Origin of the sequence: Bradyrhizobium sp. LTSP885, from assembly GCF_000938305.1 — a bacterium.
In the GTDB taxonomy this organism is placed as follows: domain Bacteria; phylum Pseudomonadota; class Alphaproteobacteria; order Rhizobiales; family Xanthobacteraceae; genus Bradyrhizobium.
Map to the genome: position 1 here is coordinate 129,893 of NZ_JYMT01000010.1, position 25,582 is coordinate 155,474.

Sequence of the window (25,582 nt, forward strand, 5' to 3'; positions counted from 1 at the left end):
AAATGCGCCTGATTTGATTCGGCGTAAATTTTCGATTGATAGCGTCCCGGCGGTCCGGATCTGCGGCGTGCGCCACGTCCACCATTTCGAAACCATAGATCATCACATCCGGAAACCTGTCGTTCACCATCCCCGACAAATGGCCGGCCGACAACGCGCCAAAGCCTGGCGAATGCACGGTGTTTAGTGGCGGGCGGCCGGGCCTTAGCGTTCGCTTAAGTTCGCTCTGACACGTTGGCCCGTAATCACCAAGGAGGCGTTCCGGCGCGTCTGTCTGACGATCAAGCCGAGGCGCGAGTGCTGTGAGTGTTTTGAGTCTGATCCGCGACTGCCTCGATGCGCTGCTGCACCCGTCGGCACGCTATGATGCGCTGACACGTGCACGCCATCGCGCCTTCATGGCGCCGCGGCTGCTCGGCAGCCTGGCGGCGTTCGCGGCCTTCCCGGCCTATCTTGCGATGCGCGGCGCGCCCTCGGCGATTGAGGCCGCGGCGTTCGCCTGGCTGATCGCACCGATCCTGCTGTCATGGTTCCTGTCGCGCACCGGCCGCTATGACGGCGCGCATCTGCTGTCGTCGCTGGCGCTCGCCGGTCTCGTGATGACCATCGCGGCCACGACCGGCGGAATAGCTTCGTTCGCGGCCGTATGGCTCGTGGTGATTCCGATCGAGGCGGCGCTATCGGCCTCCAGGCGCGTGGTCGCATTTGCGTTCGCACTGGCGATGATCTGCGCCGCGCTGCTGACCGTGCTCGGATTCTACCACGTCCTGCCGGCGGCCGATCCCGGCATCGCGGCGAACGGGATGCTGGCCGGCTTCGGCGTGGTGTCGGCGACATTCTATGCGGCCGGGCTCGCCTTTGGCGCGGAGTCGCTGGCGCGCACCAGCGTGGCGCTGCTCTATGTCGAGGAAGAGCGCTATCGCCTGCTTGCGCACAATATGAGCGACGTGTTGTCGCGGCACAGCCGCAACGGTGCGGTGTGTTTCATTTCGCCGGCGGCCGAGATCATGCTCGGTGCATCGGCATCGCGGCTGCTGGGCCACGGCCTGTTCGACCGCGTTCACGTCGCCGATCGGCCGGCCTACCTTACCGCGCTGTCGGATGCCGCACGCGGCGGCGAGTCGCGCAGCGTCGAATTCCGCCTGCGCCGCGATACTGCGCGGGGCCAGACCGCCGCCGCCGAGTTCATCTGGGCCGAGATGCGCTGCCGTCCGCTCGATCAGACCCAAGGCGAAGCCGAGGTCGTCGCCGTGATCCGTGATGTCACCGATCGCAAGGTGCAGGAGCAGGCGCTGGAGCTGGCACGAACGGCCGCCGAACAGGCGGATGCGTCGAAGACGCGCTTCCTGGCCACCATGAGCCACGAATTGCGGACGCCGCTCAATGCCATCATCGGCTTCTCGGAGATGATCACGCAGGAGGACGTCCTCGGGCTCGATGCCGCGCGCCGCAAGGAGTATGCGCAACTTATCAACGACTCCGGGCAGCATTTGCTGTCGGTGGTCAACGGCATCCTCGACATGTCGAAGATGGAGTCCGGCAATTTCGAGATTTCCGCGGAGCCGTTCGCGCCGCGGCCGGCGTTGCTCAATTGCTGCAACTTGCTGGCGCTCAAGGCGCGCGAGAACGGCGTCGATCTGGTGACCCGCGTCCCCGATGAGCTGCCGGTCGTGAACGGCGATCCGCGCGCGTTCAAGCAGATCCTGCTCAATCTCGTCTCCAACGCCATCAAGTTCACCGAGCGCGGTGGCAAGGTGACGGTATCGGCGGCGGTCGAGGGATCGCGGCTGTTGCTGCGTGTTTCGGACACCGGGGTCGGCATTGCGGCTGATGACCTCAAGCGGATCGGCGATCCGTTCTTCCAGGCCGGCAAGACCTACCAGCGCCGGCATGAGGGCACAGGTCTCGGCCTCTCGATCGTGAAGGGGCTGGTCGGTCTCCACCATGGCGAGTTGAACGTGGAGAGCAAGGTCGGCGAGGGCACCACCGTGTCGGTCGCGCTGCCGCTGGCGTTCACGCCGCAGGTAGAGGCCGAACCATCAAGCAATGTCTCGACCCTGAAGCCGGCGTTGCGGTCCGGACTACAAGAGCAAGCCCATCAGGTGAAGAAAAGTGCCTAGACAGACTTTGGACGATGATGAAACGCCACGGCGTCGCCGCGGCGCCAAGGCGGTGGCGATCGAGGCCGAGGCAGAACGCGGTCTCGCCCTGCGCGTGTTGTTGCACAGCCCGAAGGACATGGTCGCGGGTGTTCTGGCCGCGGCTGCCATTGTCGCGATCCTGACCAACGCGCTGTTCCTGCAAGCGGGCCGCCATCCGTCGCCGATGTTCGGCGGTTCCGTTGTCACACTGCCTCCGCCGGCTCCGGTCGCAGCCATCGCCAGCCCGATCCCGCGTCCGCGGCCGATCGAAGCCGCACGGCCGGTCGAGCCTGTAGTCACCGAGCAGCCGAAACCGGCTGAGACCAAGCCGGTGGAGATGAAGCCGGTCGAGGCCAAATCGGTGGAAGCCAAATCGTCCGACGCCAAGCCTTCCGATCCCAAGCCTTTTGATCCCATGACCAGCCTGGTGATGAAATCGACCAGCGCGGCGCCCGTTGCGGCGCCGTCCAACGTTTTGCGTCCGCCGGCATCGATCCCGACCTCGAATTTGAACGCGGCCGGAAAGAAGATCGCGGCGGTCCAGCGCGCGCTGACCGAATACGGCTATGGCCAGCTCAAGCCAACCGGCGCCATCGGAGCGGACACGCAGGCCGCGATCGCCAAGTTCGAGCGTGCGCGCAAGCTGCCGGTGACCGGACAGATGTCCGACCGCCTTGTCCACGAGCTCACCGTGATGATCGGCCATCCGATCGACTAACTTCATCCTCCTCCGTCATGGCCGGGCTTGACCCGGCCATCTACGTCTTTCTTGCGATCGGTAGCGAAGACGTGGATGCCCGGGACAAGCCCGGGCATGACGAGCTAAGGGCGTCTTCAGGCGATCTCCCCAAGCAGCACCTCTCTGACGTCGTCGGAGAACATCTTCTTGCGCCCCCCAATCAGGATCCATTCCGGATCGTCGTGATCCGGAATGGCGCGGGGCATGCCGTGATCGAGCAAGGCCTGCGCGCAGCCGGCCCAATCTCCGCCTTCGACGGGCTCGTTGCAGGACGCCCATGAGAGGCTGCCGGATGCGTTGTCGCCGAAGCCGTGCTGCTCCGTCCATCGTGCGCCGTGCTCAAGCAGGAATCGCGTCAATCCGGCATCGCCACGGAACACCGCATGATTGAGCGCCGATGCATCCCAGTCGCCGCCGCGCGCCGTGATGGGCCAGCCGAGCCGGACCATCAGCCGTACGCCGGCACCATCACCTGCCGCGGCGAGCTCGGGAAGTAGACGCAACTGCTGAGCTGAAAGTGCGCCAGGAAGGTCGGGTCGTTCGGCCTGGATGCGGCGCGCTTCGCGCTCATCGCCGCTGGCGCAAGCGGCAACGAACCGCTCGTCGTCGGGAAGCGCCTCGGCACCGGTTCGCTGGCGCAGCAGGTCGGCGACGTCGGTCAGCCCGAATTGCAGCGCGAACCTGTAGGCGGTGAGGCCGTTGGGCGTCGTGATGGACGGATTTGCTCCGGCGTCAAGCAAGGTCGCGATGCAACGGCGCGACCGTCGCCGCCGGATCGCCCACATCAGGGGCGAGCCGCATTCAGTCAGCGGCGCGTTACCGGCGGGCTCGTTCGGATCGCCGCCGTGCCGCAGCAGCAATTCAAGCGCGGCGACGTTCTCGCCGTCGAGCACCTTGTACATCGCGTTGGTGCCCGCGATGCGAGCGCCATGCTCGAGCAGAACGCTTGTGGTTACGAAGGCCTCCAGCGAATGATACAGCGACTCGTTGTCATCGGGATTGGCGCCCGCTTCGAGCAGCAGCTTCGTCAGCTCCAGATCGTGGTTGCGCCCGGCCGCGCCATAAAGCGCCGACAGCGGATTGCTATCGTCGGGCTCGCTCAGTGAGCCCGGCGGCCAGCGGCTGCTGATGTGCTGATTGGGATCGGCGCCAACCCGCAGCAGAAGGCGCGCACAGCGATGCAGGCGCGCACAAAACTCCGGAATCTTCAGCAGGCTGGAATGCGTGACGGCGACGAGTGGCGGCAATTTCAGCGGCCCGCCCGGACGATTGACCCAGGCGGGATCATCAGCCGCGGCCTGTCGTACCTTGTCTTCATCGCCAATGGCGCAGGCGATATAGGGATCGTCAGCGGCGAGATCGGGGTCTTCGGCAAGCATCCGCGCGGCCACCCGCGGATGGGCGCGATTGGTGGTGCCGCCAGTGTCGCCCTCGTAGACCAGCTGGAGCCAACGCAACACGCGCTCGTCCTTGCTCTTGCCGGGCGGCGATTGCGCCTCGACGTAGCGTCTCAGGTCCTGCCACGAGGCGAAACCAAGATCGCGCGCCACGCAGGACTGCGCGTCGTGGAGCCGAAGATTGAGCGCGGCGATCTCGGTGTCGCTGCGTCCGGCCGCCACCGGCAGCGTATGCCGGAAACGGGCAAGGGCCTCCGGGGCCTGTCGCCGGTAAAGGCGAATAAGCTCCTTGGCCTGCTTCTTCAGATGTTCGAGATTCAATCGCGCGGGCGACCGGTCCATGGAAAACCTCCGTGCATGGATCGCCGATGGTCCACAAAACCGGCTGCACAAAGGCTGGATTGGCCGCTCAGTCGCTACAAGTGGGTTCGACCCTTCCCGTGGACCCGGGTGCGGCTTGTACCGCGACCTCAAGGATACGAGTGGCTGACGCGGCGGTCAACCGGCGAGGTTGCCGTCGACGATTGGACGGAGCTGTGCTGCTGGCCTATAGGATCGGCGCATGCGATTGAAATCGAGCATTTGGGTGGCTGCCTATCTGCGCCGCTGCCAGACTGAAGGTGTCTTCGGCGCCGTCTCCAGGAGGGGCGCGGAGGAGGCCGGTGCCGTGTTCGTCAAAGTGGCGCTGATGGACGGCAACGCGATGCTCTATGCGCCCGCACCACAGACCGTCTATGACGACAGCCGACCGGCTGAGCGGCTGTTTTTACCGATTGCACCGCAGCCGGTGCCCGAGCCATCCATCGACGAGCGCTTGGCCAAGGAAGTCCGCTTCGATCCGGACGCGTGGATCGTCGAAACCGAGGATCGCGCCGGGCGGCATTTTCTCGATCTCGCGAAGAATTAGCTTTCAGGACTTCTGACTGCGGACGGCAGGCGCGCTGCCGGGCTGCACCGCCGGGCGCGTCTGCGACGCAGCCGCTCGCACGCGCTGACGCTCGTCGTCATACAGCGAGGAGCGGAATTTGGCGCGCGCGACCGCCATGGTCGAACCGCGCCATGCCGCCAGTATTACGAGCGCCGAGCGCTCACTCAGGCGATCGTAGAGCCGCGACAGCCGATAGACATAGTTGACCGACGCCCCGGCTTCCGGATTGAGAAACATCAGGATGCGCTGGAACGCGGCGCCGGACATTTCGAGCGCGCGCATCGCGCAGGCGAGCGGTTCTCCGCCGGCATCGTCCACGACCTGTGCTGCGATCCGCGTTGGCAGGATCAGCGCATCGCCGAGTTCGAGCGTGAAGTTCTCGATGTCCTCGGCAAACGCGGCCATCTCCAGGATATGGATTGCGCGTGCGGCGCGGGCGGAAGGAATCCGCGCGGCGGCCTTCAGCGGCGTCTCCTCCAGATTGTGCAGGATCTGCGCGCGCTCGCTGGCGCTGGCGGCAAAGAACATGTCGGAGATTTCGGCGGCATCGTTCGGCCGCATCGCCAGGCTCGCTGCCATCCGCAACTCCGCCTCCGTTGGCACTCTGACCGACGGGGTAGGAGACGCGGGAGCAGGTATCGGTGAGGCCGCGGGCATCGGGTGGTGCGGATCGGCGCGCCTCAGCCCGAACTTATCCAGGATTTGGACCGGTGTTGCCGGATAGATCGACAGCCGCGCGCGCACCGCGGCGCGGGTCGCGTCATCGACCTCGTCGATCAGGCGGGATGTCAGCTCGACGAACTGTCGCTCCTCGTCGGCGGAGTGGGCGCTTGCCTGCACGTAAAGGTCTGTCAGTACACGCAGCAGCGTGGGGCGAATGTCGACGCCCTCGCGGCGCGAGAGCGTCAACAACCCATCGAGACCCGGAAATGGTGGAGCAGCGCTCATCTGAGGCGTGTACGCGACTTGGATATCGATTCGAGTTTGAAAACCTTGTGAAAGCGAGCCTACGCAGGCTGCTTTAAGAGCTGGTTAAGGAAAACAAGCCGTGAAGGCGAATGCTGCAATTTGCGCGTGTCAAATAGGGCACAGCGCCACATCCGTAACCGCCCGTGTCAGCGGTTTAAGATGTCATTAACCATACGCGTTCTTAACTCAGGCCGTCGCAGGGCAAATCATGTCCCGTGCGCCAGAGAGAACGGAACATGGGCACCATCATTGAATTTCCGGCGGATGCGGCTACGCGGCGGCCGAGCATGATGGAGGTCGCCGGCGAAAGCATGGGGACCGTGCTGATCCTTCCCGTCGTTCGGATCGAGCGTGCCGCCGATGAAACCGGCGGTGGTCGCGGACCGGAAGAGGGGACAGCACCTGGACGCCGTCGCCGTCGGCGCTCCTGATGCGGATCACTGATCGGCGGCCATTCCCGGCGCTGATGCTGCTGTTGGCAGGCGCCGCGCTTGGCGGCTGCAGCGGTGGCGATTTCGGCCGCACCCGTAGCGATCTTCGCAACGACGACATGCATCGCTGGCTCGGCGCCGAGGCGACCGGCAGTATCGGCATGAAGGCCTCGCAGTTCCAACTCACTGACAATGAGCGACAACTGCGCGATCTCGCCTACCAGTTCATCGAGCCGCCGCTGTCGCGCCCGGCATGGAAGAGTGTGTTCGGCGATTACCAGACGCTGCCGTCGCCGTGGCGCCAGAAGGTGGTGTTCGATCGCACGGCCTATGGCCGCAACCTGATCGACGAGCCGCATCGCTCGTTTGCCTCGCGTTACTCGCTCCTGATCGATCACGTCCGCGACGACATCACCCGCTTCGAGCCGTTCTTCGCCACGGCGATCCGGGTGATCGAACTCGACCGCAAGCGCAATACCAGCCTCACCATGATCTCGGACCTGTCGCCGCGCGAGCGCACTGATGCGACCGCGCGCATGGAAGAGAACACGCTGATCGTGCAGTGGGTCCAGGAAAGCCTGGAGCGGCGGATCTCGTCCTATCGCTGGGCGCTGGAGCGGCTGGTGATCCAGGCGCCCGACAGCATGGCGGCCGACGCCGACCGCCAGATCGGCGAGCTCGCCCGGCTCACGGCCAATCCGCCGATTGCCTCTGCGCCGGTCGCAGGCCACGCGGTGGTGTCGAAGGGCTAGGCTCGCTTCGCTTTCAACGCCGCTGGTCTGGTTTTCGTCTGTTGCCGCGGCAACGTCGCAATGAACTTCTTCAGCGCGTCCGACGGCGGGCGGCCCGAGGAATAGGCGAGCCCGACCTGGCGCGTCACATCGATCTCGATCGGGCGCACCGCGACATCGGGATTGCCGCGCGCCACCCCTTCGGGGACGATCGCGACTCCGACCCCGGCCGCAACCAGTGCCATTGCCCACTCCTCCGATTCCGCGATCGCCACCGGCTTGCGCGGCGGTGCGGCGCGACGGAAGAACTCCTGCTGCTCGCAGTGACAGCGATCGATCATCGGCACGCCGGCGAAGTCGGAGGTCCGGAGCTTGTCCTTGAGCGTCAGCGGATGTGCCGGCGGCAGCGCCGCCACGTAACGCTCGGTCCACAGCGGGATGAAATGCTCGCCGGCGCCGACGATGGTCTTCGAGACGATCCGCGCATCGGCCTTCTCGTTGGCCCCGACCAGCCGCAGCGCGAGATCGGGTTTGCCGGTCAGCGGCTTCAGCAGTGCGATCGTTCGTGCCTGATCGAGCGTACGCATCAGGCCGAGCGTCAGCGCGCATTGGGTTGCAGGCTTGCGGAACAGGTTCCGGGCGGCGTCTGCCTCGTCGATGATGCGGCGTGCGACGCTGTGGAATTGCGCGGCGGACTCGGTCGGCGCCATGCCCTTCTTGTGGCGGATGAACAGCGTGGTGCCGAGTTCGGCCTCGAGATGGGTGATCGCAGCCGAGATCGACGGCTGCGAGATGAAGCAGCGCTTGGCGGCGGCGGTCAGGTTGCGCTCCCTGTACACCGCCGCGAAATAGCGGAGTTCGCGGATATCCATAGGCCTGTCCTATCGAGGAGATAGCTAGACAATATTTTACCTATGATACGGCGGATGGCAAGCCAAGCGCTGATCTCAGCAGAGGGCTTTGTCATGCGCGTCCACCATCTCAACACCGGCACGATGTGCCCGATCGGACAGCGGTTTGTGAACGGCACCGGCAGTATCTTCCGGCGAGCACGGATGGTCTGTCATTGCCTGCTGGTCGAGAGCAATGACGGCCTCGTGCTGGTCGATACCGGCATTGGTCTCGGCGATATCGCCGATCCGCCGCGGTTGGGGCGCAAATGGGTGCGCCAGACCACACCGCGGCTCGACCCGGCCGAGACCGCGGTCCAGCAGATCAAGGCATTGGGTTTCTCTCCGAACGACGTGCGCCATTTGCTGCTGACGCATCTCGATCGCGACCATGCCGGCGGCGTGCCGGACTTTCCGAAGGCCAAGGTTCACGTCCATCGCAAGGAATACGAGATGGCGGTCACGCATCAGATTGCGCCGCCGGTCGGCCGCTACATCACGGCGCAGTGGCAGCACGGGCCGGACTGGGCGTTCTATGGCCAAGGCGGCGAGAACTGGTTCGGCTTCCAGGGCGTACGTGCGCTCGGCGACCGCGAGCCCGACATCCTGATGATCCCGTTGCCGGGACATACGCTCGGCCATTGCGGGATCGCTGTGCGCAACGGCGGCAAATGGCTGCTGCATGCCGGCGACGCCTATTTCTATCACGCCCAGATCGCGGCAAAGCCGCGGGTCCCGTTCGTGCTCGGTATCTTCCAGCGCCGCGCCGACATGGATCGCGCGACCCGCGTCCAGAACCAGGAGCGGCTGCGGGCGTTGAAGGCGGCGCATGGCGACACCGTCACGATCGTCAACAGCCATGATCCCGTCGATTATGAAAATTGCCGCTGCGGACGTCACGCGGCGGCCGCCGCCTAGCGCTTGCGCGCCGGAGGCGGCGGTGGTGAGGGAGCGGGCTGGGGCGGCGGCTCCTGCTTGGCGGCTACAGGCTCGGCCTGCACCTTGCAGCGCGAGGCCGCGAGCGAGGCCTGCGCCTGCGGCATCAGGCCGGGCTCCGCCGCCAGCGCCTTCAGCAGGATCAGTCCGGTGGCGGTTGGCGAGTCGATGATCAGCCGGTCGGCGGCGGTGACGTCCTCGTCTTCCGGCAGCTCGTCGTGCTGCGCTTCCGTCATCAGGTCGAGCTCGATCACCTTCTTGCCGGCGGAGCGGTCGTTGATGGCGTAATAGGCGACCTCGTTGCGGGTGTAGAACGACACCGATGTATAGGCCTGGCTCACCGGCACGGTGAGCTTGATCGGCCCGGTCGACAGATCGTAGCGGCAGATCGCCACCGCGAACGCCGGGTCCATCAGCGGCATCGGCGAATTGCTCGGATCGGCCAGCGGCAGCTGCGTCACCTCGTTGAGTTTGGTCATCGGCGTCAGCCGCGAATAGGCGTCCTGCGAGGCGATCCGCGGCAGTGCCAGCACGCTGACCAGATGCACCACGCCGCCAAGCAGCACGCCCGCGAGGATCGTGAACACGATGCGGATCATGGGCAGCCCACCGTCGATATCGCGGGCATCGGCGCGTCACGCTGGGTGCGGGTCGCAACCCCGACCGGCGTGTCGTAGAGCCGCAGCATCAGCGCGTAGCGCTCGATGCCGCCAGTCGGCAGCCAGTTGCCGGCGCGCGAGCGCGAGGCGATGTGGATCTCGAAGGTGCCGTCGGAGGCGCGGATGATCTCCTGGCTGGTGAAGCCGTAGCGCTGCAGCGCGTTCGCGACCAGATGGCCCTTGCGGTCGAACAGCGTCAGCGTCCAGAACCGCGCCGCCGGCGTCACGCCGCTGACGACGACGTCGCAGCGGCCGTCGAGCGGCTTGTTCTTCTCATCGGTGGTCGCCGAGAATGCGATGCCATCGCCGGTGCCGATCGGCAGTTCGCCGCTGCGGGCGATCGTCGCGCGCGAATAGGGGTCGACGTCGGAGGTGCCGTTCTTCGGCCGCGCGGTCCAGGCGCCGATCTTCAACGTGCCGAGATCGGTGCCGCGCGTCGCCGTCGCGTAGGTCAGGCCCAGCCCGACTGCGGTGGCGATGACAAGCGCCATCAAGGTGGTGAGGATCAGCCGCACGTCAGTTCTTGCGTGGCACAGAAGGTGTCGTGCCGTTCGGCCCGGCCGCGGCAACGTAGTTTTCCGGGAAGGCCAGCGCGCTCGAGGATTCCGGCTTGCCGGTCTTGGCCGGCTCGTTCAGCGTGGCCTTGCCGGTGGTCTTTTCATTCGTCTTGGCGGCGTCGTCGAGCAGCTTTTCGACCCGCACCAGGATGTCAGCGCCGCGCTTGGTCAGCACCGGCGGCGGACCCGGCTTGGTCTCCAGCACCCGCGGCGCAGCATTCGCCACGACATTGGCCTGCGGTAGCTTCTGGCCCATGCCGACACCTGACAACTCCTTGACCTCCACGCCCTGATGCGCGGTGATCATGATGTCGTGCCAGGTTTGCGCCGGCAATGAGCCGCCGGTCATGCGGTTGGTCGGCGAATAGTCGTCATTGCCGTACCAGACCGCGCAAGTGAAGTTGCCGGTGTAGCCGACAAACCAGGCATCGCGGTAGGCATTGGTGGTACCGGTCTTGCCCGCGGTCGGAATGCCGTCGAGCGCGGCGCGGCGCGCCGTGCCTTCGCTCACCACATGGCTCATCATGCCCGCCATGTCGGCCGCGATATTCGCCGGAATGGCTTGTCGCGGCTTGGGGCCGTCGCGGTCCCAGCGCCAGACCAGATCGCCGGCGCCGGTGCGCACTTCGAGCACCGCATGCGGCGTCACCGCCTTGCCCCTGTTTGGGAAGGTCGCATACGCCACCGCATGTTCGATCACGGTGACTTCATCGGAGCCGATCGGCATCGACGGTGTATCGGGCAGCGGCGCGGTGAGGCCGAAGCGGCGCGCGACCTCGACGATCTTGGCACGGCCGATCTTCGCCGGATTGGGCGCCTTCGGGTTTTCCTTCTGGCCGATGGCGATCGACAGCTTCACCGGGATGACGTTGATCGAGTTCGTGATCGCCTGCGTCAGCGTGATCAGGCCGGAGTAGGAGTGGCCATAATTCTGCGGGCACCAATTGCCGATGCAGATCGGGCCGTCGACGACCTTCGACAACGGCGTGAAGCCGTTCAGCAGCGCCGTGGTGTAGACGTAGGGCTTGAACGACGAACCGGGCTGGCGATAGGCGTCGACGGCGCGGTTGAACTGGCTTGCGCCATAGTCGCGTCCGCCGACCATGGCGCGGATGCCGCCGTCGAGATCGGACACCACGGTCGCCGCCTGGGTCGCGTGATAATCGCGCCCGAACTGGCGGAGCTGGTTCTCGATGGCGTCCTCGGCCGCGTGCTGCACGTTCATGTCGATCGAGGTGCGGACCACGAAGACGCGCTCGTTATAGGATTTCGGGAAGGTGTCGACGAGCTTGCGCATCTCGTCGAAGGCATAATCGAGATAGTAGTTCGGCGAGTTCTCGTCGCGCCGGTCGACCGCGACCGCGGGATTGCGGCGGGCGCCGAACACCTGGCCCTCGGTCATGAAGCCGGCATCGACCAGATTGTCGAGCACGACGTTGGCGCGCGCGCGTGCGGCGGGCAGATTGATGTGCGGAGCGTATTTGGTCGGCGCCTTGAACAGGCCGGCGAGCATCGCGGCCTCGGAGAGGTTCACGTCGCGGACCGATTTGTTGAAGTAGAAGTGCGCCGCGCCGTCGACGCCGAAGGTGCCGCCGCCCATATAGGCGCGGTCGAGATAGAGCTTGAGGATCTCGTTCTTGGTGAGGCGCGTCTCCAGCCAGATCGCGAGGAAGGCTTCCTTCACCTTGCGTTCGATGGTGCGCTCGTTGTTGAGGAACAGGTTCTTGGCGAGCTGCTGGGTGATCGACGAACCGCCCTGGCGGACGCCGCCGGCCTGCGCATTGGTGACGAGCGCGCGCGCCAGGCCGGGAAAGTCGATGCCGAAATGGTCGTAGAAGCGACGGTCTTCGGTCGCGAGCGTCGCCTTGATCAGATTGTCCGGAAAGTCCTCCAGCGGGATCGAGTCGTTATGCTTGATGCCGCGGCTGCCGATCGGGGTGCCGTAGCGGTCGAGGAAGGTCACCGCGAGATCGGACTTCTTCAGCCAGTCTTCGTCGGCAGTCTCGCGGAAGGCGGGGATCGCGAGCGTCAGCATCAGGATCATGCCGCCGAGCCCGATGGTGGCGGCTTCCGACAGCGGCTCGATGAACACCCAGCGCTTCCAGCGGCCGACATAGAAGCGGTCCATGAAGGTGGAATAGCGCTCGTAGAGCTCGCGCAGGCCCTTGCCCGACGAGAACAGCGTCGAGTCGATACGCGCATCGAGGTCCAGAAAGAAGTTCCGGACGTTCTGCGTCCAATGCGGCGGTAGGATCTGGCGCACTTGGGGACTTACCTGGGCCCTTGATCAGTTCGACAGCGCTGCAAGCGCCCTAACGGGCACCAGCGAGCGTCTTGCTAGGATGTTGCAGCAAACCCAAGGCGCTTTTGCGTCATGGGGGACTCGGGTCGCTGTTCTATCCGAGCGGGAGCCATAAACCAATGGCGCGGCTTGTGAATTTAATGAGAGGGCTAATTTCGCCCACGGCCTTTTTCGGCCCCGCAAAACCACCCCCTTGCGCGGCCTCCCACGGCATCCCAAGAAGAACCACATCGTTGTCTTAAGGGAATCATGACCGTACCGCCCAAGCGCCCGTCGGACCAGGAGGGTTTCTTCTGGAAAACCAAGACGTTGGAGGAGATGTCCAGCGTCGAATGGGAGAGCCTGTGTGACGGCTGCGCACGCTGCTGCCTGGAGAAGCTCGAGGACGAGGACACCGGCAAGATCTATTTCACCCATATTTCCTGCAAACTGCTCGATGCCGGCCTGTGCGCCTGCAAGGACTATCCGAACCGCTCCGACAAGGTTCCGGATTGCGTCCGCCTGACGCCCGAGAACGTCCGCACCCTGAACTGGCTGCCGCCGAGCTGCGGCTATCGCCTGGTGGCCGAGGGGCGGGACCTCTATTGGTGGCACCCCCTGATCTCCGGCGACCCCAACACCGTTCATGAAGCCGGGGTGTCGGTGCGCGGCCGGGTGCAGGGCACCGAGCTCGACGTCAACGATGCCGATCTCGAGGATCACATCGTGCGCTGGCCGGCGCTGCTGCCAAAGCAGGCACAGCTGAAGAAGCGGCCCAAGGTGACCAAGAAGATCTCCGGGACGTGACGCCGAAAGGCCTGTCGTTGCGGCTGTCTTGGCGCCAGTCTTGGCACCTGTCCTGGCGCCTGTCTCGATCACGTCATCGCGAGAATATCCCGGTGGGATGCACCCATGCGCCGAGGGGCCTGCCTCAGCATCCTGTTGCTGTCTAAATTGCAAAACAGAGAATGATTCCATCGCGGGATCAGCCCGCGCAGCAGCATTTCGCCTCAAATGAACAAGTATGAACGGCAGAGCCGTTTTCCTGCCGACCAACAGACATTGCCTGACGACATTGCCGACGAGTTGAACCGTCTGCCGAGCGAGGTGATCGAAGTCGGCGATGCGCCGCCGATCGCGCCGCCGGTGTCGCTCAATCACGACGAAGTCCGCACCATCGTGATCAGCCTGATGCTGACGATGTTCCTGGCGGCGCTCGACCAGACCATCGTCGCAACCGCGCTGCCGACCATCGGCCGCCAGTTCCACGACGTCACCAACCTCTCCTGGGTGATCACGGCCTATCTCCTGGCGTCCACCGCCGTGGCGCCGGTGTTCGGCACGCTGAGCGACATCTATGGCCGCCGCGTCATGATCATCACCTCGCTCAGCCTGTTCGTGGTCGGCTCGGTGCTGTGCGCGATCGCGCCCAGCATGACCATGCTGATCCTCGCCCGCGGCCTGCAGGGGCTTGGCGGCGGCGGCATCATGCCCGTCGTCCAGACCGTGATCTCCGACGTGGTGTCGCCACGCGAACGCGGCCGCTACCAGGCCTATTTCTCCAGCGTCTGGATGGCCGGCGGCATTCTCGGGCCGGTGATCGGTGGCGTGTTCGCCGAGCATCTGCATTGGTCGATGATCTTCTGGATCAACCTGCCGCTCACGGCCGCGGCGCTTGCGCTGCTGCTGCCGAAGATGAAGAAGATCCCGGTGTTCCACTGCAAGCGCAATGTCGACTGGCTCGGCGGCGTGCTGCTGATGGCCTCCGCCGTCGTGTTCATGCTGGTGCTGACCTGGGGCGGCTCGCGCTATCCCTGGCTGTCGCCGACCGTGCTGTCGATGATTGGCGCGGCTGTCGTACTCGCGGTCACTTTCGTCTGGCACGCGCGCCGCGCCGATGAGCCGTTCCTGCCGCTGAAGCTGCTGACGGGATCGGTTGCGCCGTTCGCGCTGACGGCTGGCGGCTGCGGGCTCGGTGCGATCACCGGCCTCACCGTGCAGCTCCCGCTTTATTACGAGTCGGTCTATCACCTCAGCGCCAGCGAGGCGGGGCTGGCATTGATCCCGCTCGCGGCGGTCTCGACCTGTGGTGCGGCGATTGCCGGCCGCACCATGGCGCGCGCCAAGCACTACAAGCGCGTCGCCATCATCGGCACGTCCTGGGCCGCGTTGTGTGCGCTGGGCCTCACGCTCACCACGCTGCCGCTGTGGGGCCTGCTGACGCTGATGGCGGCGTTCGCACTCGGGCTCGGCACGACCTTCCCGGTCTGCGTGGTTTCGCTGCAGAATTCGGTTGCCCGGCCGCAGGTCGGCACCATCACCGGCGCGATGAATTTCTTCCGCTCGCTGATGTCATCGTTCACCGTCGCAGCGTTCGCGGCGATACTGCTGATCGCGCTCGGCGTCGACGTTCCGCTCGCCGGCGAGCATCACGGCGCCGGTGCAGTCCCCATGATCCCAGCCGACGACATGCGGCACGCATTCCGCTACGTCTTCGGCGCCGCCACCGCGCTGATGACCACCGCAGCACTCTGCCTGATCGCGATGGAGGAGCGGCCACTGGCTGGTCCCTCGGTTACGCCGCAGGTGGAGATGGCTGAGTAGGGCGGTCGCCCGCCGCACCCACAGTGTCGTCCCTGCGAAAGCAGGGATCCATACTCCGCGGCGGACTTTGTAGGCGGGACTCGTCGTTCCAGCGTCGCGCAATAATCGACATAGGTGGTTATGGGTCCCTGCTTTCGCAGGGACGACAGCGAGAGTGTTGCGCGGATTGCGACTCACACATTCTCGTTCTCGCGACATGATTTGTCCGAGCTTTGCATACACTGATTTTAAATGCGTATAACCGAAATAGTTTTATCGCGAGGGCTTACCATGTCGGGCAAATCAGTGATTGGGGTCCCGACGGCTATTCAGAGATCGTAGGATGGGTAGAGCGGAGCGAAACCCATCGATGTCGCCGCGGGGATGAATGATGGGTTTCGCTCCGCTCTACCCATCCTACGGACTGCGTTGAACGACGCTTCGCTCGTCCGCCCATCAAGTCTGCCTAGTCTTTACCCACTACTTTAGTTGCCTCCTCGCATGGCGCTCTGCGCGCGGTTTCACTTGCTGCGCGTTTTGTCGCGGCTATAGTCGCGGCGCAAGAGCTCGAAGCAGCCGACAAACGAGGAGTGAAACAGAGTGAAAAGATCATCCCGCGTGCCTTTTCATGCGATGCAGCATCTCGCCGGAGTCGCAGCCCTGGGGCTGGTCGCGGCAGCTCCGACCGGAGCGCTGGCCGCCGACACCCTCAAGATCGGCGTGATCGCCGAGGCGCAGGCGATTGCCGGTGCGTCGATCCCGCAGGCGGCTCAGATGGCCGCCGACGAGATCAACGCCAAGGGCGGCATCGACGGCCGCAAGATCGAGATCGTCTCTTACGACAATCACTCGTCCTCGGCCGATTCGGTGCGCGCGTTTCAGCGCGCGGTCAACGAAGACAAGGTCAACATCGTCATCGCAAGCTACATCAGCGAGGTGGTGCTGGCGCTCGAACCCTGGGCCTCGCGCCTGAAGACGCCGTTCGTCACGCCGGGTGCGGCCTCCAACGAGATCAGCAAGAGCGTCCACGCCGACTATGACAAGAACAAGTACACCTTCCACGGCTACCTGACTTCGGCGGCGCTGGCGCTGTCGGTCTGCGACGCCGCCAAGGAGCTGCTGGTCGAACAGAAGCACATGACGTCAGCGGTCGTCATGAGCGAGGACGCCGCCTGGACCAAGCCGCTCGACGTCGGCTACGAGGAGTGCCTGCCCAAGATCGGCCTCAAGATGCTCGATCACATCCGCTTCTCGCCTGACACCACCGACTTCACGCCGATCTTCAACAAGATCGAGGGCACCAAGCCTGACGTCATCATCACCGGCATTTCGCATGTCGGCGTGCAGCCGACGGTGCAGTGGAAGAACCAGCAGGTGCCGATCCCGATGTTCGGCATCTCCTCGCAGGCGACCAACGAGACCTTCGGCAAGGACACCAACGACGCCGCGGAAGGCGTGCTCTATCAGGGCGTGTCGGGTCCGAACGTCGCGGTGACGCCGAAGTCGGTTCCGTTCGCCGAAGACTTCAAGAAGCGCTACGGCAACTATCCGTCTTACGCGGGCTATACCTCCTATGACGAGGTCTATTACATCGCCGATGCGGTGAAGCGTGCCGGCTCTGTCGACGCCGACAAGCTGGTCGACGCGCTGGAGAAGACCGATTGGGAAGGCACCATCGGGCGCATCCAGTTCTACGGCAAGGACGATCCGTTCACCCATTCGATCAAGTACGGCAAGGGCCTGATCACCGGGCTGATGCTGCAGTGGCAGGGTGGCAAGCAGGTCGCGGTCTGGCCCAAGGAGGTCGCCAAGAGCGAGCTCAAGTTCCCCGCCTTCGTCAAGGTCACCTCGAACTAGCTGACGAAAATGCTCCCGGGCTTTTCCCGGGAGCATTTTTCTTCACTGCGATGTCCTCCACAACAGGCAGCCCTGCTGCCGCGGCCAGTCATACATGCTTGCGTTACAAATCCTGATCGATGGCTTCGCCATCAGCGCGCTCTACGCCCTCGGCGCCACCGGCTTCACCCTGATCTTCGGTGTCTCGGGTGTCCTCAATCTCTCCCACGGTGCCATCATGGTGGCCGCAGCGGTCGCGGCCTGGGCCGCGGCCAGCGTGCTGCACCTCGACACCTATTCCGGCGCGCTGGTCGGCGTCGCCGTCGCGCTGATCATGGCATTCGCGACCTATTTCGCGGTCGTGAAGCCGATCCAGAATTCCCGGCGGATCCCCAACGAGGAGAAGGAAATCTTCGTTCTCACCGGCACCTTGCTGTGGGGGATCATGATCCAGGAACTGATCGCCTACTTCTTCACCAACAATGCCAAGACGGTGCTGCCGATCGTCGAAGGCGTCGTCAATATCGTGGGCGTTCGCACGCCGCGGAACGAGATCTTCACCGCGATCGTGTGCTGCCTCGTCATTGGCCTGCTGTGGCTGCTGGTGAACCGCACCCGCACCGGCAAGGCGGTGCTGGCGGCGTCGATGAACCCGCGCGGCGTCACGCTGCTCGGGCTCGAGCTTAACCGCATCTATGTCGTGGTGTGGGGGATCTACGGCACCCTTGCCGGTATCGCCGGCGTGCTGCTCGGCATGTTCCTGGGCGTCAGCTCTTACAGCGTCGGGCCGCTGACGGCGAGCGCGTTCTCGATCGTGGTGCTCGGCGGCCTCGGCAGCGTCTCCGGCTCGCTGATCGCGGCCTTCGTCGTCGGCTATCTCGAGACCTTGACGGCGTACCTGGTCTCGCCGGCCTACCGCACCATTCCGGCGCTGCTGCTGCTGGTCATCGTGATGTATATCCGGCCTCAAGGCCTGTTGGGGAGGCGCTGAGATGGCTGGGTTCTTCACGTCGCGGCTGTTCTTCATTTCGCTGGCCTGCGTGGTCATTGCGGCCACGCTGCCGTTGTACGTCTCGGGCTATATCCTGGGGCTTCTCACCGTCGCCTTTTACTTCGGCGTGTTCGCGATGGCCTGGGACCTGCTGTTCGGATTCGCCGGCGAGGTCAATTTCGGCCCGACCTTCCTGATCGGGGTCGGCGCCTATACCGCCGGCATCCTCAACGCCCAATTCGGCTGGTCGGTGTATCTCTGCATCGTGCTCGGTGCGCTGGCCTCTGTCGTCGCAGGCTTCGTGCTGGCGCTGCCGGCGCTGCGGGTGAGGGGACCTTATTTCGGCCTGACCACGCTGGTCGCGGTGCTGATGCTGCAGAACTTCATCGTGGTGTTCGCCGATCTCACCGGCGGCGAGATCGGCCTCACCATTCCCGATGTCATCACCATCAACGCCGGCGCGAACTACTGGATTGCGCTCGGCTTCATGACCATCAGCGCCGCGATCCTGTACGGCCTGTCGCAATCGCCAGTCGGCCTCGTGCTGCAGGCCAGCGGGCAGGATCCGGTGCAGGCCGGCGCGCTCGGCTTCAACATCGTCAAACACAAGCTCGCGGCGTTCATCGTCAGCGCGTTCTTCTCCGGGCTCTCAGGGGCGCTGCTGGTGTTCTACTTCGGCACCGCGTCGGTCGGCACCGTGGTCGACGTCGCGGTCGGCGTGAACGTCATCGTCGCAGCCGTGCTCGGTGGCCGGCGCACCGTGCTGGGGGCGGCGCTGGGTGCGATCTTCCTGATCGTCGCAGGCGAATTCCTGCGCCCGACCGGCGAGCTCGCGACCTTCATCGTCTCGGCCGTCGCGCTGCTCGTCGTGCTGTTCTTCCCCGGCGGTTTCCTCGGAGCGGCCTTGTCACGTGAGGCGCGCTCGTAATGGATCAGACTGTCACCACCACTCCCGTTCTCAGGGTTCGCGGACTCACCAAAAGATTCGGCGGCCTGACCGCCGTGAAGAATTTGAGCTTCGAGGTGCGCCCCGGCGAGATCCTCGGCCTGATCGGGCCGAACGGATCGGGCAAGTCGACGGCGATGAAGAGCGTGATGGGCATCGAGCGCCCGACCTCCGGCGAGGTGATCTTCGAGGGCGAGAACGTCGCCGGCCTGCCTGCGCACAAGATCGCGCGCAAGGGTTTTGGCATGGTGTTCCAGCACTCGCGGCCGCTGAACCGGCAGACCGTGCTCGAGAACATCATGGTCGCGCTGTTGCCCGACAGCCTGTTCATGCTGTTTCCCGACAAGGCGCTCAACGAGCGCGCCAAATGGATCGCCGATCGCGTCGGCCTGGGCGCCGTGATGGACCGCCGTCCGCCGACGCTGCCGTTTGCCGATTTGCGGCGGCTGGAATTGGCGAAGGCGATCGCGCGTGACCCAAAAGTGGTGCTGGTCGACGAGCCGTTTGCCGGCTTGACCAGCGGCGAGGTCGGCGGCTTCTCCGCGCTGATCCGCAGCTTCCGCGACGAGGGACGCGCGGTGATGCTGGTCGATCACAACGTCAAGAGCGTCGCCGCATTGGTCGACCGGGTGCTGGCGATGTATCTGGGCGAGGAGATCACGACCGGCCGCGCCGAGGACGTGATGAAGAATGAGACCGTGCGGCGGGTCTATCTCGGCGGCGCGATCGAGACCCATGCGCGGCCCGAAACCAGCTTCAAGGACAAGGTGCCGCTGTTGCAGGTCGAGAATGTCAGCGTGCATTACGGCAAGGCGCAGGCGCTGGAGAACGTCTCGATCCACGTCCATGAGGGCGAGTTCGTCTCCATCGTCGGCCTCAACGGCGCCGGCAAGACCACGCTGTTCAACACCATCTCGGGTTTCCTGCCCTACACCGGCGATATCATCCGCGGCGGCGAGAAGCTGCGCGGGATAGGTCCGGCGAAGATCGCCCGCTCAGGGCTCGTGCAGTGCCCGGAATCGCGCGAATTGTTCGGCGAGATGTCGGTGCGCGAAAATCTCGACCTCGGCGGCCAGCATCTGACCGACGAGGCGAGGGCCAAGCAGCTCGCCTGGCTGTTCGAGCTGTTTCCGATCCTCAAAGAGCGTCAGGGCCAGATGGCGCAGACGCTGTCCGGCGGCGAGCAGCAGATGCTGGCAATCGGCCGCGCGCTGATGATGCAGCCGCAGATCCTGATTCTGGACGAGCCGACGCTGGGTCTGGCGCCCGTCATCCTCGAACTGTTGTCAAAGGCGCTGGAGCGATTGCGCCAGACCACCAAGATCACGGTACTGCTCGGCGAGCAGAACGTGACCTTCGCGCTTCCCCATGCCGACCGCGTCTATGTGCTGGAGCACGCGCGGATCGTCTGGGAGGGCGATCCCGGCCGGTTCGCTGCGGAGGCCGGCAAGGACTTCCTGTAGTTCTCGATCAGATAACGATGTCGACAATAACAAAGCAAGGAAAGGGAGATCATCATGTCACGAACTTCGAATGGTAGCCGTGCGAGCCTGTTCCCGCTCGCCTCAGCGCTCGCGCTCTGCCTTGCAGCGCCCGCCTACGCGCAATCCAACGATCCGATCAAGATCGGCGTCATCGCCGAGGTGCAGTCGATTGCGGGTGCCGCGACGCCGGGCGGCGCGCAGATCGCGGCCGACGAGATCAACGCCAAGGGCGGCGTGATGGGCCGCAAGATCGAGATCGTCAGCTACGACAACAAGAGTTCGTCGGCGGATTCGGTGCGCGCGTTCCAGCGCGCGGTCAGCGAGGACAAGGTGTCCGCCGTGATCGCGAGCTATATCAGCGAGGTGGTGCTGGCGCTCGAGCCGTGGGCGGCGCGGCTCAAGATGCCGCTGATCACCCCCGGCGCGGCATCGAATGAGATCACCAAGGCGATCCACAACGACTACGAGAAGAACAAGTACACCTTCCACGGCTATTTGACCTCGGCTGCCCAGGCGCAGATCGTCTGTGACGCCGCCAAGGAGCTCTTGGTCGACCAGCTCAAGTTCAAGACCGCGGCAATCATGAGCGAGGACGCGGCCTGGACCAAGCCGCTCGACATCGGCTACGAGGCCTGCCTGCCCAAGGCCGGGTTGAAGGTGGTCGAACACGTGCGCTTCTCGCCTGATACCACCGACTTCACGCCGATCTTCAATAACATGGAGAGCAAGAAGCCCGACGTGATCGTCACCGGCATCTCCCATGTCGGCGTGCAGCCGACGGTGCAGTGGAAGAACCAGCAGGTGCCGATCCCGATGTTCGGCATCAGCGCGCAGGCGCTGAGCCCGACGTTCTGGGGCGACACCAACGGCGCGGCCGATGGCGTGCCTTCGCTCGCAGTGGCGACGCCCGATGTCGCGGTGACGCCGAAGACCAAACCGTTCGCCGCGGCCTTCAAGGCGAAGTACGGCACGCCGCCGGCCTATACCGGCTACACCGCCTATGACGAGGTCTACATCATCGCGGAGGCGATCCAGCGCGCCGGCTCGACCGATCCGGACAAGATGGTCACTGAACTCGAGAAGACCGACTTCGAAGGCACGATCGGCAAGATCCAGTTCTACGGCAAGGACGACGAATTCACCCACGGCATCAAGTCCGGCCCCGGCAGCGTGACCGGCCTGGTGTTCCAGTGGCAGAACGGCAAGCAGATCACGGTCTGGCCGAAGGCGATCGCCGAAGGCAAGCTGAAGTTTCCGGATTTCGTGAAGCTGTCGCAGTAAGGAAAAGGCCTCGCCGTCATTGCGAGCGAAGCGAAGCAATCCATTTCTCAACTTGCGGAGGCATGGATTGCTTCGTCGCTTCGCTCCTCGCAATGACGACGGATAGATTTTCGTTCGATTGCGTGCGCGTTGGCGGCGGCGCCTGGATCGTGGGTGCGGCGGCAGCAAGAAGCTCGGTGCGGTCGGCACTGCGCGGCGGATAGATGCGCTCACGATTGATGGTCTGCTTGGTGAGCTTTGCGGCAGCGCCGGTGGTTCGGACCTCGCGGTCCCAGCCGGTGGTATAGAGCGCTCCCGAGGCGCCGAGATCGAGCACCGTCACATACCAGTCGATGGTGAGCGGCAGCAGCGGCTCGTCGAAGATATCAGCAATCACGTTATGTCCGGCGAACCGCCCCATCGGCCGGGCGAACTGGCAGGACATCACGGTCGCATGCTGGCCGTCGATCAGGCAGGAGGCGACGTCGCCGGCGGCAAACACGCCCGCGAGGCCGTCGGCGCGCATGAAGTGGTCGACCGTCAGGCGGCCGAGGCTATCGCGTGCGATCGGCAGACTCGCAGCGAGCGGGCTGGCGCGCATGCCGGCGCACCAGACCACGGTCTGCGTCGGAATGATTTCGCCGGAGCCTAGCGTGATGGTGGTGGCGTCGATGGCGCTCACTTTGGCATTCAGCCGGGTCGCGACGCCCAGCGCCGACAGCGCCTCGTTGATGACAGGACGCCCGTGCGCGCCGAAGGTCGTGCCGACCACCGGATTGGGATCGACGAGAATGATGCGGCGGTCACCGGTGATGCCGGCCCGTGCGAGCTTGTCCGGCATCTCGGTCGCAACCTCGATCCCGGTGAAGCCGGCGCCCACGACCACCACCGTCGAACGTTCCTCTGACGGTTGCTGCTTGCCGAGTGCCGCGAGATGCGCGTCGAGCTCGATGGCCGCGGCATAGGTGTCGACATCGAAGCCGTGGGCGGCAAGACCGGGGATTGCAGGGCGGACCAATTCGCTGCCCGTCGTCAGCACCAGCCGATCGTAGCCCAGGACTTCCTTGCCGGCGCCTGTCCCGACCTTGACCTGCCGCTTCGCCGGATCGATCGCCTCGATGTCAGCGACCATGTGCCTGACGCCGACCGGATCGAGCAGGCCATCGAGCGGAAGCGCGACGTCGCTGAGGTCGACCTCGTAATTGCGAACCCGGATGTTGTGATAGGCGTTGCGGTCGACGACGAGAATGTCGGTGTCATCAGCCCGCGTGCCGATCTCGTCGCGCTTGCGCGCCGCGCCGAGTGCGGCCCACAGCCCGGCAAAGCCGGCACCCAGCACAAGGACACGCGCCATGTCTCCCTCCGGCTTTCGTTGGAGGCAGCTTGCGCGCTCACGCGAGGTCAAATCAAGTGGGTGAGGGCAGGGCTGTCAGCTGCGTAACCCCTCAGGTGCCCGGCCGCGAGACTTCGGTCTCCTTGCTGGTGATGAATTCCAGCAGCACCGGCACGCCTTCCTTGGTCTTCTGGATCCCGCGCTTGATGGCGGGGATGATGTCTTCGGGTTTCGTCACGCGCTCACCATAACCGCCGAAGGCGCGGGCCATTGCGGCGTAGTCGCCGGAGATGTCGGTCGAGCGATACTTCTCGGTCGAGATCGGCATCACCTTCAATTCGATCGCCATCGAAAAATTATTCAGCAGGATCGACATGATCGGAATCCGCTCGCGCACCGCGGTCTCGAAATCCATCCCCGTGAAGCCGATCGCGGCATCGCCCCAGACATTGATGCAGAGCTTGTCGGGCTTTGCCAGCTTGGCGCCCATGGCAAGCCCCAGGCCGTAGCCGAGCTGTGTGGTCTTGCCCCAGCCGATATAGGACAGCGGCTCGACCGACTTCCAGAACGGCGAGAGCTGGTCGCGCGGGCTGCCGGCATCATGGGTGATGATGGTGTTGCTGACGTCGACGGTGTGCTGGAGGTCCCACAGCACGCGATAGGGATTGAGCGGCGCGTCATTGTGCGTCAGCTTCGGCATCCACTTCGCAAGCCATTCCTTGTGGGAGGCCGCGATTTCTTCCGCGACCGCGCTGGCGTTGCGGTCCGACGTTACCGTCTTGCCGATCTCCTCCAGCAGCGCGTCGAGCACCAGGCCGGCGTCGCCGACGAGAGCGATCTGGACCTCGACATCCTTGTTGATGTGGTTCGGATCGAGCGTCGAATGGATGATGGTCTTGCCCTTCGGCATCGCGATCCCGAACGAGGTCTCGGTGAAGGAGCAGCCGATGCCGAAGATCACGTCGGCCTCGCCCAAGAATTTCGGCACCGCGCGCGGCACCGCAAGGCCGCCGGAGCCGAGTGACAGCGGATGGGTCTCGGGGAACGACGATTTGCCACCGAGGCTTGACGTGACGGGAATCGCAAGCCGCTCGGCGAGGCGCTTCAGCTGCGGCCAGGCTTTTGCGTAATGCACGCCCTGGCCGGCATAGATCACCGGCCGTTTTGCATTCACGAGCAGGGCGGCGGCCTCCTTGACGTGAACGGGGTCGGCGCCGTAGCGGGTGCGCAGCACCGGCGTGTAGTTCAGGGGCTCCGCGACTTCCTCGTTCCACATGTCGGCGGGGATTTCGACGATGACAGGGCCGCCGCGGCCGTTCTTCAGTTTTGTAAAGGCACGCCGGAAGATGTTGCAGACCTCGGCTGCGATATTGATCGGTTCCGAGGATTTCGAGAACGCCTTCATCGCCTGGGTGGAATTGAAGTTCGGGTCGATATTGGCGAGCCGCCGCGCATAGCCCATCGGCAGCACCAAAACGGGCACCGACTCGCCATAGCACTGCGCGACGCCGCCCATGGCGTTCTCGGCGCCCGGGCCATGCTGCATGCAGAACGCGCCGATGGTTTGTCCCGAGGTGACGCGGGAGATCGCGTCCGCCATGTGGATGCCGATGCGCTCCTGGCGCACCATCACCGGGCGGATGTCGGCATTGGCGGCGTATTCGATCAGGTGGTTGACCGGATAGCCGCAGAGGATCTCAATGCCCTCGCGCTTCATGATTTCCGCGATCGCGGTGCCGAGCTTCATGGCGGTCTCTCCCCTTGGGTTTGGCCGGTTTGGTCCAGCCTCGTTGTCGTCCCGGGGGTAGAGGAACAGGATTTGAGAGGGCGGTAAAGCGCACCTGCGCCCGGATCAGGTAGTCCTGATATGCGTTTGCGGGCAAGAGAGGGCCAGCCGGCCGGCGAGGGGCGGCATGACGCGGTCCGGAATAGACGAAAATCCCGTGCAACCTTTAAGCGACCGTTCATGCTGTCCGTCAACGCGGCGTCAACCAATGTGTCCTAGTTTTGCTGGCGTAATTTCACGGCGCGGGAGAGTATCTGCAGGCGTCGACAGGAGCTTTCAATGCGTTCGTTGCTGGCAAGATTTTTCCGCGATGAATCCGGGACGACGGCTCTCGAATACGCCATCATCGGCGGCGGGCTCAGCATTATCATCGTTTATGCCGTCGGCGGTATCGGCACCAATCTCAGCGCGCGCTTCGCGTCCGTCAGCACCTCGCTGAAGTAGCGCCGCCCTTAGCTTTCTCCGCCATCGCCGTTCAGCGCGCGCAGCATCGCGATCCGCGCAAACATCAGCCAGCCGCCGCCGGTTTCCGCCGCGTTGATCAAATGCTCGACCGCGACCTGCCAGCGTTGCTCCTGCTGGGTCTTATCAGGCAATTTCATGATGTAGTCGGCGGCCTGCTGCAGCGTCACCAACTGGCCACTGCGGCGGAGTGCGATCGGTTCGTCGAAGGGCGTCGACCAGGGCATCTCAAATACGGCGGG

Annotated in this window: 23 protein-coding genes; 14 read left to right on the forward strand and 9 right to left on the reverse strand. The window is 64.6% G+C overall.

Annotated elements, in window-relative coordinates:
* Positions 1-302 precede the first annotated feature (302 nt).
* On the forward strand, positions 303-2,120 hold the full coding sequence (locus tag UP09_RS06900) for a sensor histidine kinase (RefSeq protein WP_044537323.1): 1,818 nt from the start codon (positions 303-305) through the stop codon (positions 2,118-2,120).
* Positions 2,113-2,859 carry a peptidoglycan-binding protein gene (locus UP09_RS06905; protein ID WP_197082624.1) on the forward strand — a complete coding sequence of 249 codons (747 nt, stop codon included), beginning with the start codon at positions 2,113-2,115 and terminating at the stop codon, positions 2,857-2,859. The genes UP09_RS06900 and UP09_RS06905 overlap by 8 nt, the downstream gene beginning before the upstream one ends.
* 116 nt (positions 2,860-2,975) lie before the next feature.
* Here the strand turns inward: UP09_RS06905 and UP09_RS06910 are convergent, their stop codons facing one another.
* Positions 2,976-4,619: an ankyrin repeat domain-containing protein gene (locus tag UP09_RS06910; protein WP_044537325.1), complete on the reverse strand. Its 1,644-nt coding sequence runs from the start codon at positions 4,617-4,619 to the stop codon at positions 2,976-2,978.
* Between the two features lie 220 nt (positions 4,620-4,839).
* Between UP09_RS06910 and UP09_RS06915 the strand changes: the two genes are divergently transcribed.
* Positions 4,840-5,184, forward strand: coding sequence for a DUF1491 family protein (locus UP09_RS06915; RefSeq protein WP_044537326.1), 345 nt, complete (start codon positions 4,840-4,842; stop codon positions 5,182-5,184).
* Between the two features lie 3 nt (positions 5,185-5,187).
* On the opposite strand, the gene UP09_RS06920 is transcribed toward UP09_RS06915, so the two are convergent.
* Positions 5,188-6,153 carry a DUF2336 domain-containing protein gene (locus tag UP09_RS06920; protein WP_044537327.1) on the reverse strand — a complete coding sequence of 322 codons (966 nt, stop codon included), beginning with the start codon at positions 6,151-6,153 and terminating at the stop codon, positions 5,188-5,190.
* Between the two features lie 257 nt (positions 6,154-6,410).
* On the opposite strand from UP09_RS06920, the gene UP09_RS06925 reads away from it, so the two are divergent.
* Complete coding sequence (locus tag UP09_RS06925; protein WP_044537328.1) at positions 6,411-6,605, forward strand: hypothetical protein; 195 nt, start codon at positions 6,411-6,413, stop codon at positions 6,603-6,605.
* Positions 6,605-7,357, forward strand: a complete 753-nt coding sequence (locus UP09_RS06930) for a hypothetical protein (protein WP_044537329.1) — start codon at positions 6,605-6,607, stop codon at positions 7,355-7,357. The genes UP09_RS06925 and UP09_RS06930 overlap by 1 nt, the downstream gene beginning before the upstream one ends.
* Here the strand turns inward: UP09_RS06930 and UP09_RS06935 are convergent.
* On the reverse strand, positions 7,354-8,208 hold the full coding sequence (locus UP09_RS06935) for a LysR family transcriptional regulator (RefSeq protein WP_044537330.1): 855 nt from the start codon (positions 8,206-8,208) through the stop codon (positions 7,354-7,356). The genes UP09_RS06930 and UP09_RS06935 overlap by 4 nt on opposite strands.
* 93 nt (positions 8,209-8,301) lie before the next feature.
* On the opposite strand from UP09_RS06935, the gene UP09_RS06940 reads away from it, so the two are divergent.
* Positions 8,302-9,144 (forward strand): MBL fold metallo-hydrolase, encoded by an 843-nt coding sequence (locus UP09_RS06940; protein ID WP_044537419.1) that lies wholly within the window; start codon positions 8,302-8,304, stop codon positions 9,142-9,144.
* Here UP09_RS06940 and UP09_RS06945 read toward each other — a convergent pair.
* Genes UP09_RS06945 through UP09_RS06955 form a run of 3 tightly spaced genes read right to left on the reverse strand, consistent with a single transcriptional unit; the run spans position 9,141 to position 12,641 of the window.
* Complete coding sequence (locus UP09_RS06945) at positions 9,141-9,761, reverse strand: DUF1254 domain-containing protein (RefSeq protein WP_044537331.1); 621 nt, start codon at positions 9,759-9,761, stop codon at positions 9,141-9,143. The genes UP09_RS06940 and UP09_RS06945 overlap by 4 nt on opposite strands.
* Positions 9,758-10,336 carry a DUF1214 domain-containing protein gene (locus UP09_RS06950; RefSeq protein WP_044537332.1) on the reverse strand — a complete coding sequence of 193 codons (579 nt, stop codon included), beginning with the start codon at positions 10,334-10,336 and terminating at the stop codon, positions 9,758-9,760. Before UP09_RS06950 ends, UP09_RS06945 begins: the two co-directional genes overlap by 4 nt.
* A 1-nt stretch (position 10,337) precedes the next feature.
* Positions 10,338-12,641: a transglycosylase domain-containing protein gene (locus UP09_RS06955; protein ID WP_044537333.1), complete on the reverse strand. Its 2,304-nt coding sequence runs from the start codon at positions 12,639-12,641 to the stop codon at positions 10,338-10,340.
* A gap of 288 nt (positions 12,642-12,929) precedes the next feature.
* Here UP09_RS06955 and UP09_RS06960 point away from each other — a divergent pair, with 288 nt between their 5' ends.
* The 7 genes from UP09_RS06960 to UP09_RS06990 all read left to right on the forward strand — a co-directional run bounded on the left by UP09_RS06960 (position 12,930) and on the right by UP09_RS06990 (position 21,780).
* A complete protein-coding gene (locus UP09_RS06960; protein ID WP_044537334.1) occupies positions 12,930-13,466 on the forward strand; it encodes a YcgN family cysteine cluster protein in 537 nt (178 codons plus the stop codon).
* Between the two features lie 207 nt (positions 13,467-13,673).
* Entirely contained in the window at positions 13,674-15,263 is a 1,590-nt protein-coding gene (locus UP09_RS06965) for an MDR family MFS transporter (RefSeq protein ID WP_044537335.1), read from the forward strand.
* Between the two features lie 612 nt (positions 15,264-15,875).
* Complete coding sequence (locus tag UP09_RS06970; protein ID WP_044537336.1) at positions 15,876-17,099, forward strand: ABC transporter substrate-binding protein; 1,224 nt, start codon at positions 15,876-15,878, stop codon at positions 17,097-17,099.
* 94 nt (positions 17,100-17,193) lie between these two features.
* A complete protein-coding gene (locus UP09_RS06975) occupies positions 17,194-18,069 on the forward strand; it encodes a branched-chain amino acid ABC transporter permease (RefSeq protein ID WP_044537337.1) in 876 nt (291 codons plus the stop codon).
* Between the two features lies 1 nt (position 18,070).
* Entirely contained in the window at positions 18,071-18,997 is a 927-nt protein-coding gene (locus UP09_RS06980; protein ID WP_044537338.1) for a branched-chain amino acid ABC transporter permease, read from the forward strand.
* The gene (locus UP09_RS06985; RefSeq protein ID WP_044537339.1) at positions 18,997-20,478 is read left to right on the forward strand and encodes an ATP-binding cassette domain-containing protein; all 1,482 of its coding nucleotides are present in this window, start codon (positions 18,997-18,999) and stop codon (positions 20,476-20,478) included. Before UP09_RS06980 ends, UP09_RS06985 begins: the two co-directional genes overlap by 1 nt.
* 54 nt (positions 20,479-20,532) lie before the next feature.
* Entirely contained in the window at positions 20,533-21,780 is a 1,248-nt protein-coding gene (locus tag UP09_RS06990) for an ABC transporter substrate-binding protein (RefSeq protein WP_044537340.1), read from the forward strand.
* 16 nt (positions 21,781-21,796) lie between these two features.
* Here UP09_RS06990 and UP09_RS06995 read toward each other — a convergent pair whose 3' ends face one another.
* The gene (locus UP09_RS06995) at positions 21,797-23,113 is read right to left on the reverse strand and encodes an NAD(P)/FAD-dependent oxidoreductase (RefSeq protein WP_082070012.1); all 1,317 of its coding nucleotides are present in this window, start codon (positions 23,111-23,113) and stop codon (positions 21,797-21,799) included.
* A 91-nt stretch (positions 23,114-23,204) separates the two neighbouring features.
* Positions 23,205-24,911 carry a thiamine pyrophosphate-requiring protein gene (locus tag UP09_RS07000; RefSeq protein ID WP_349643907.1) on the reverse strand — a complete coding sequence of 569 codons (1,707 nt, stop codon included), beginning with the start codon at positions 24,909-24,911 and terminating at the stop codon, positions 23,205-23,207.
* 246 nt (positions 24,912-25,157) lie between these two features.
* Between UP09_RS07000 and UP09_RS07005 the strand changes: the two genes are divergently transcribed.
* Positions 25,158-25,322, forward strand: a complete 165-nt coding sequence (locus UP09_RS07005) for a Flp family type IVb pilin (RefSeq protein ID WP_044537342.1) — start codon at positions 25,158-25,160, stop codon at positions 25,320-25,322.
* An 8-nt stretch (positions 25,323-25,330) separates the two neighbouring features.
* Here UP09_RS07005 and UP09_RS07010 read toward each other — a convergent pair whose 3' ends face one another.
* Positions 25,331-25,567 carry a hypothetical protein gene (locus tag UP09_RS07010; RefSeq protein ID WP_044537421.1) on the reverse strand — a complete coding sequence of 79 codons (237 nt, stop codon included), beginning with the start codon at positions 25,565-25,567 and terminating at the stop codon, positions 25,331-25,333.
* Positions 25,568-25,582 lie beyond the last annotated feature (15 nt).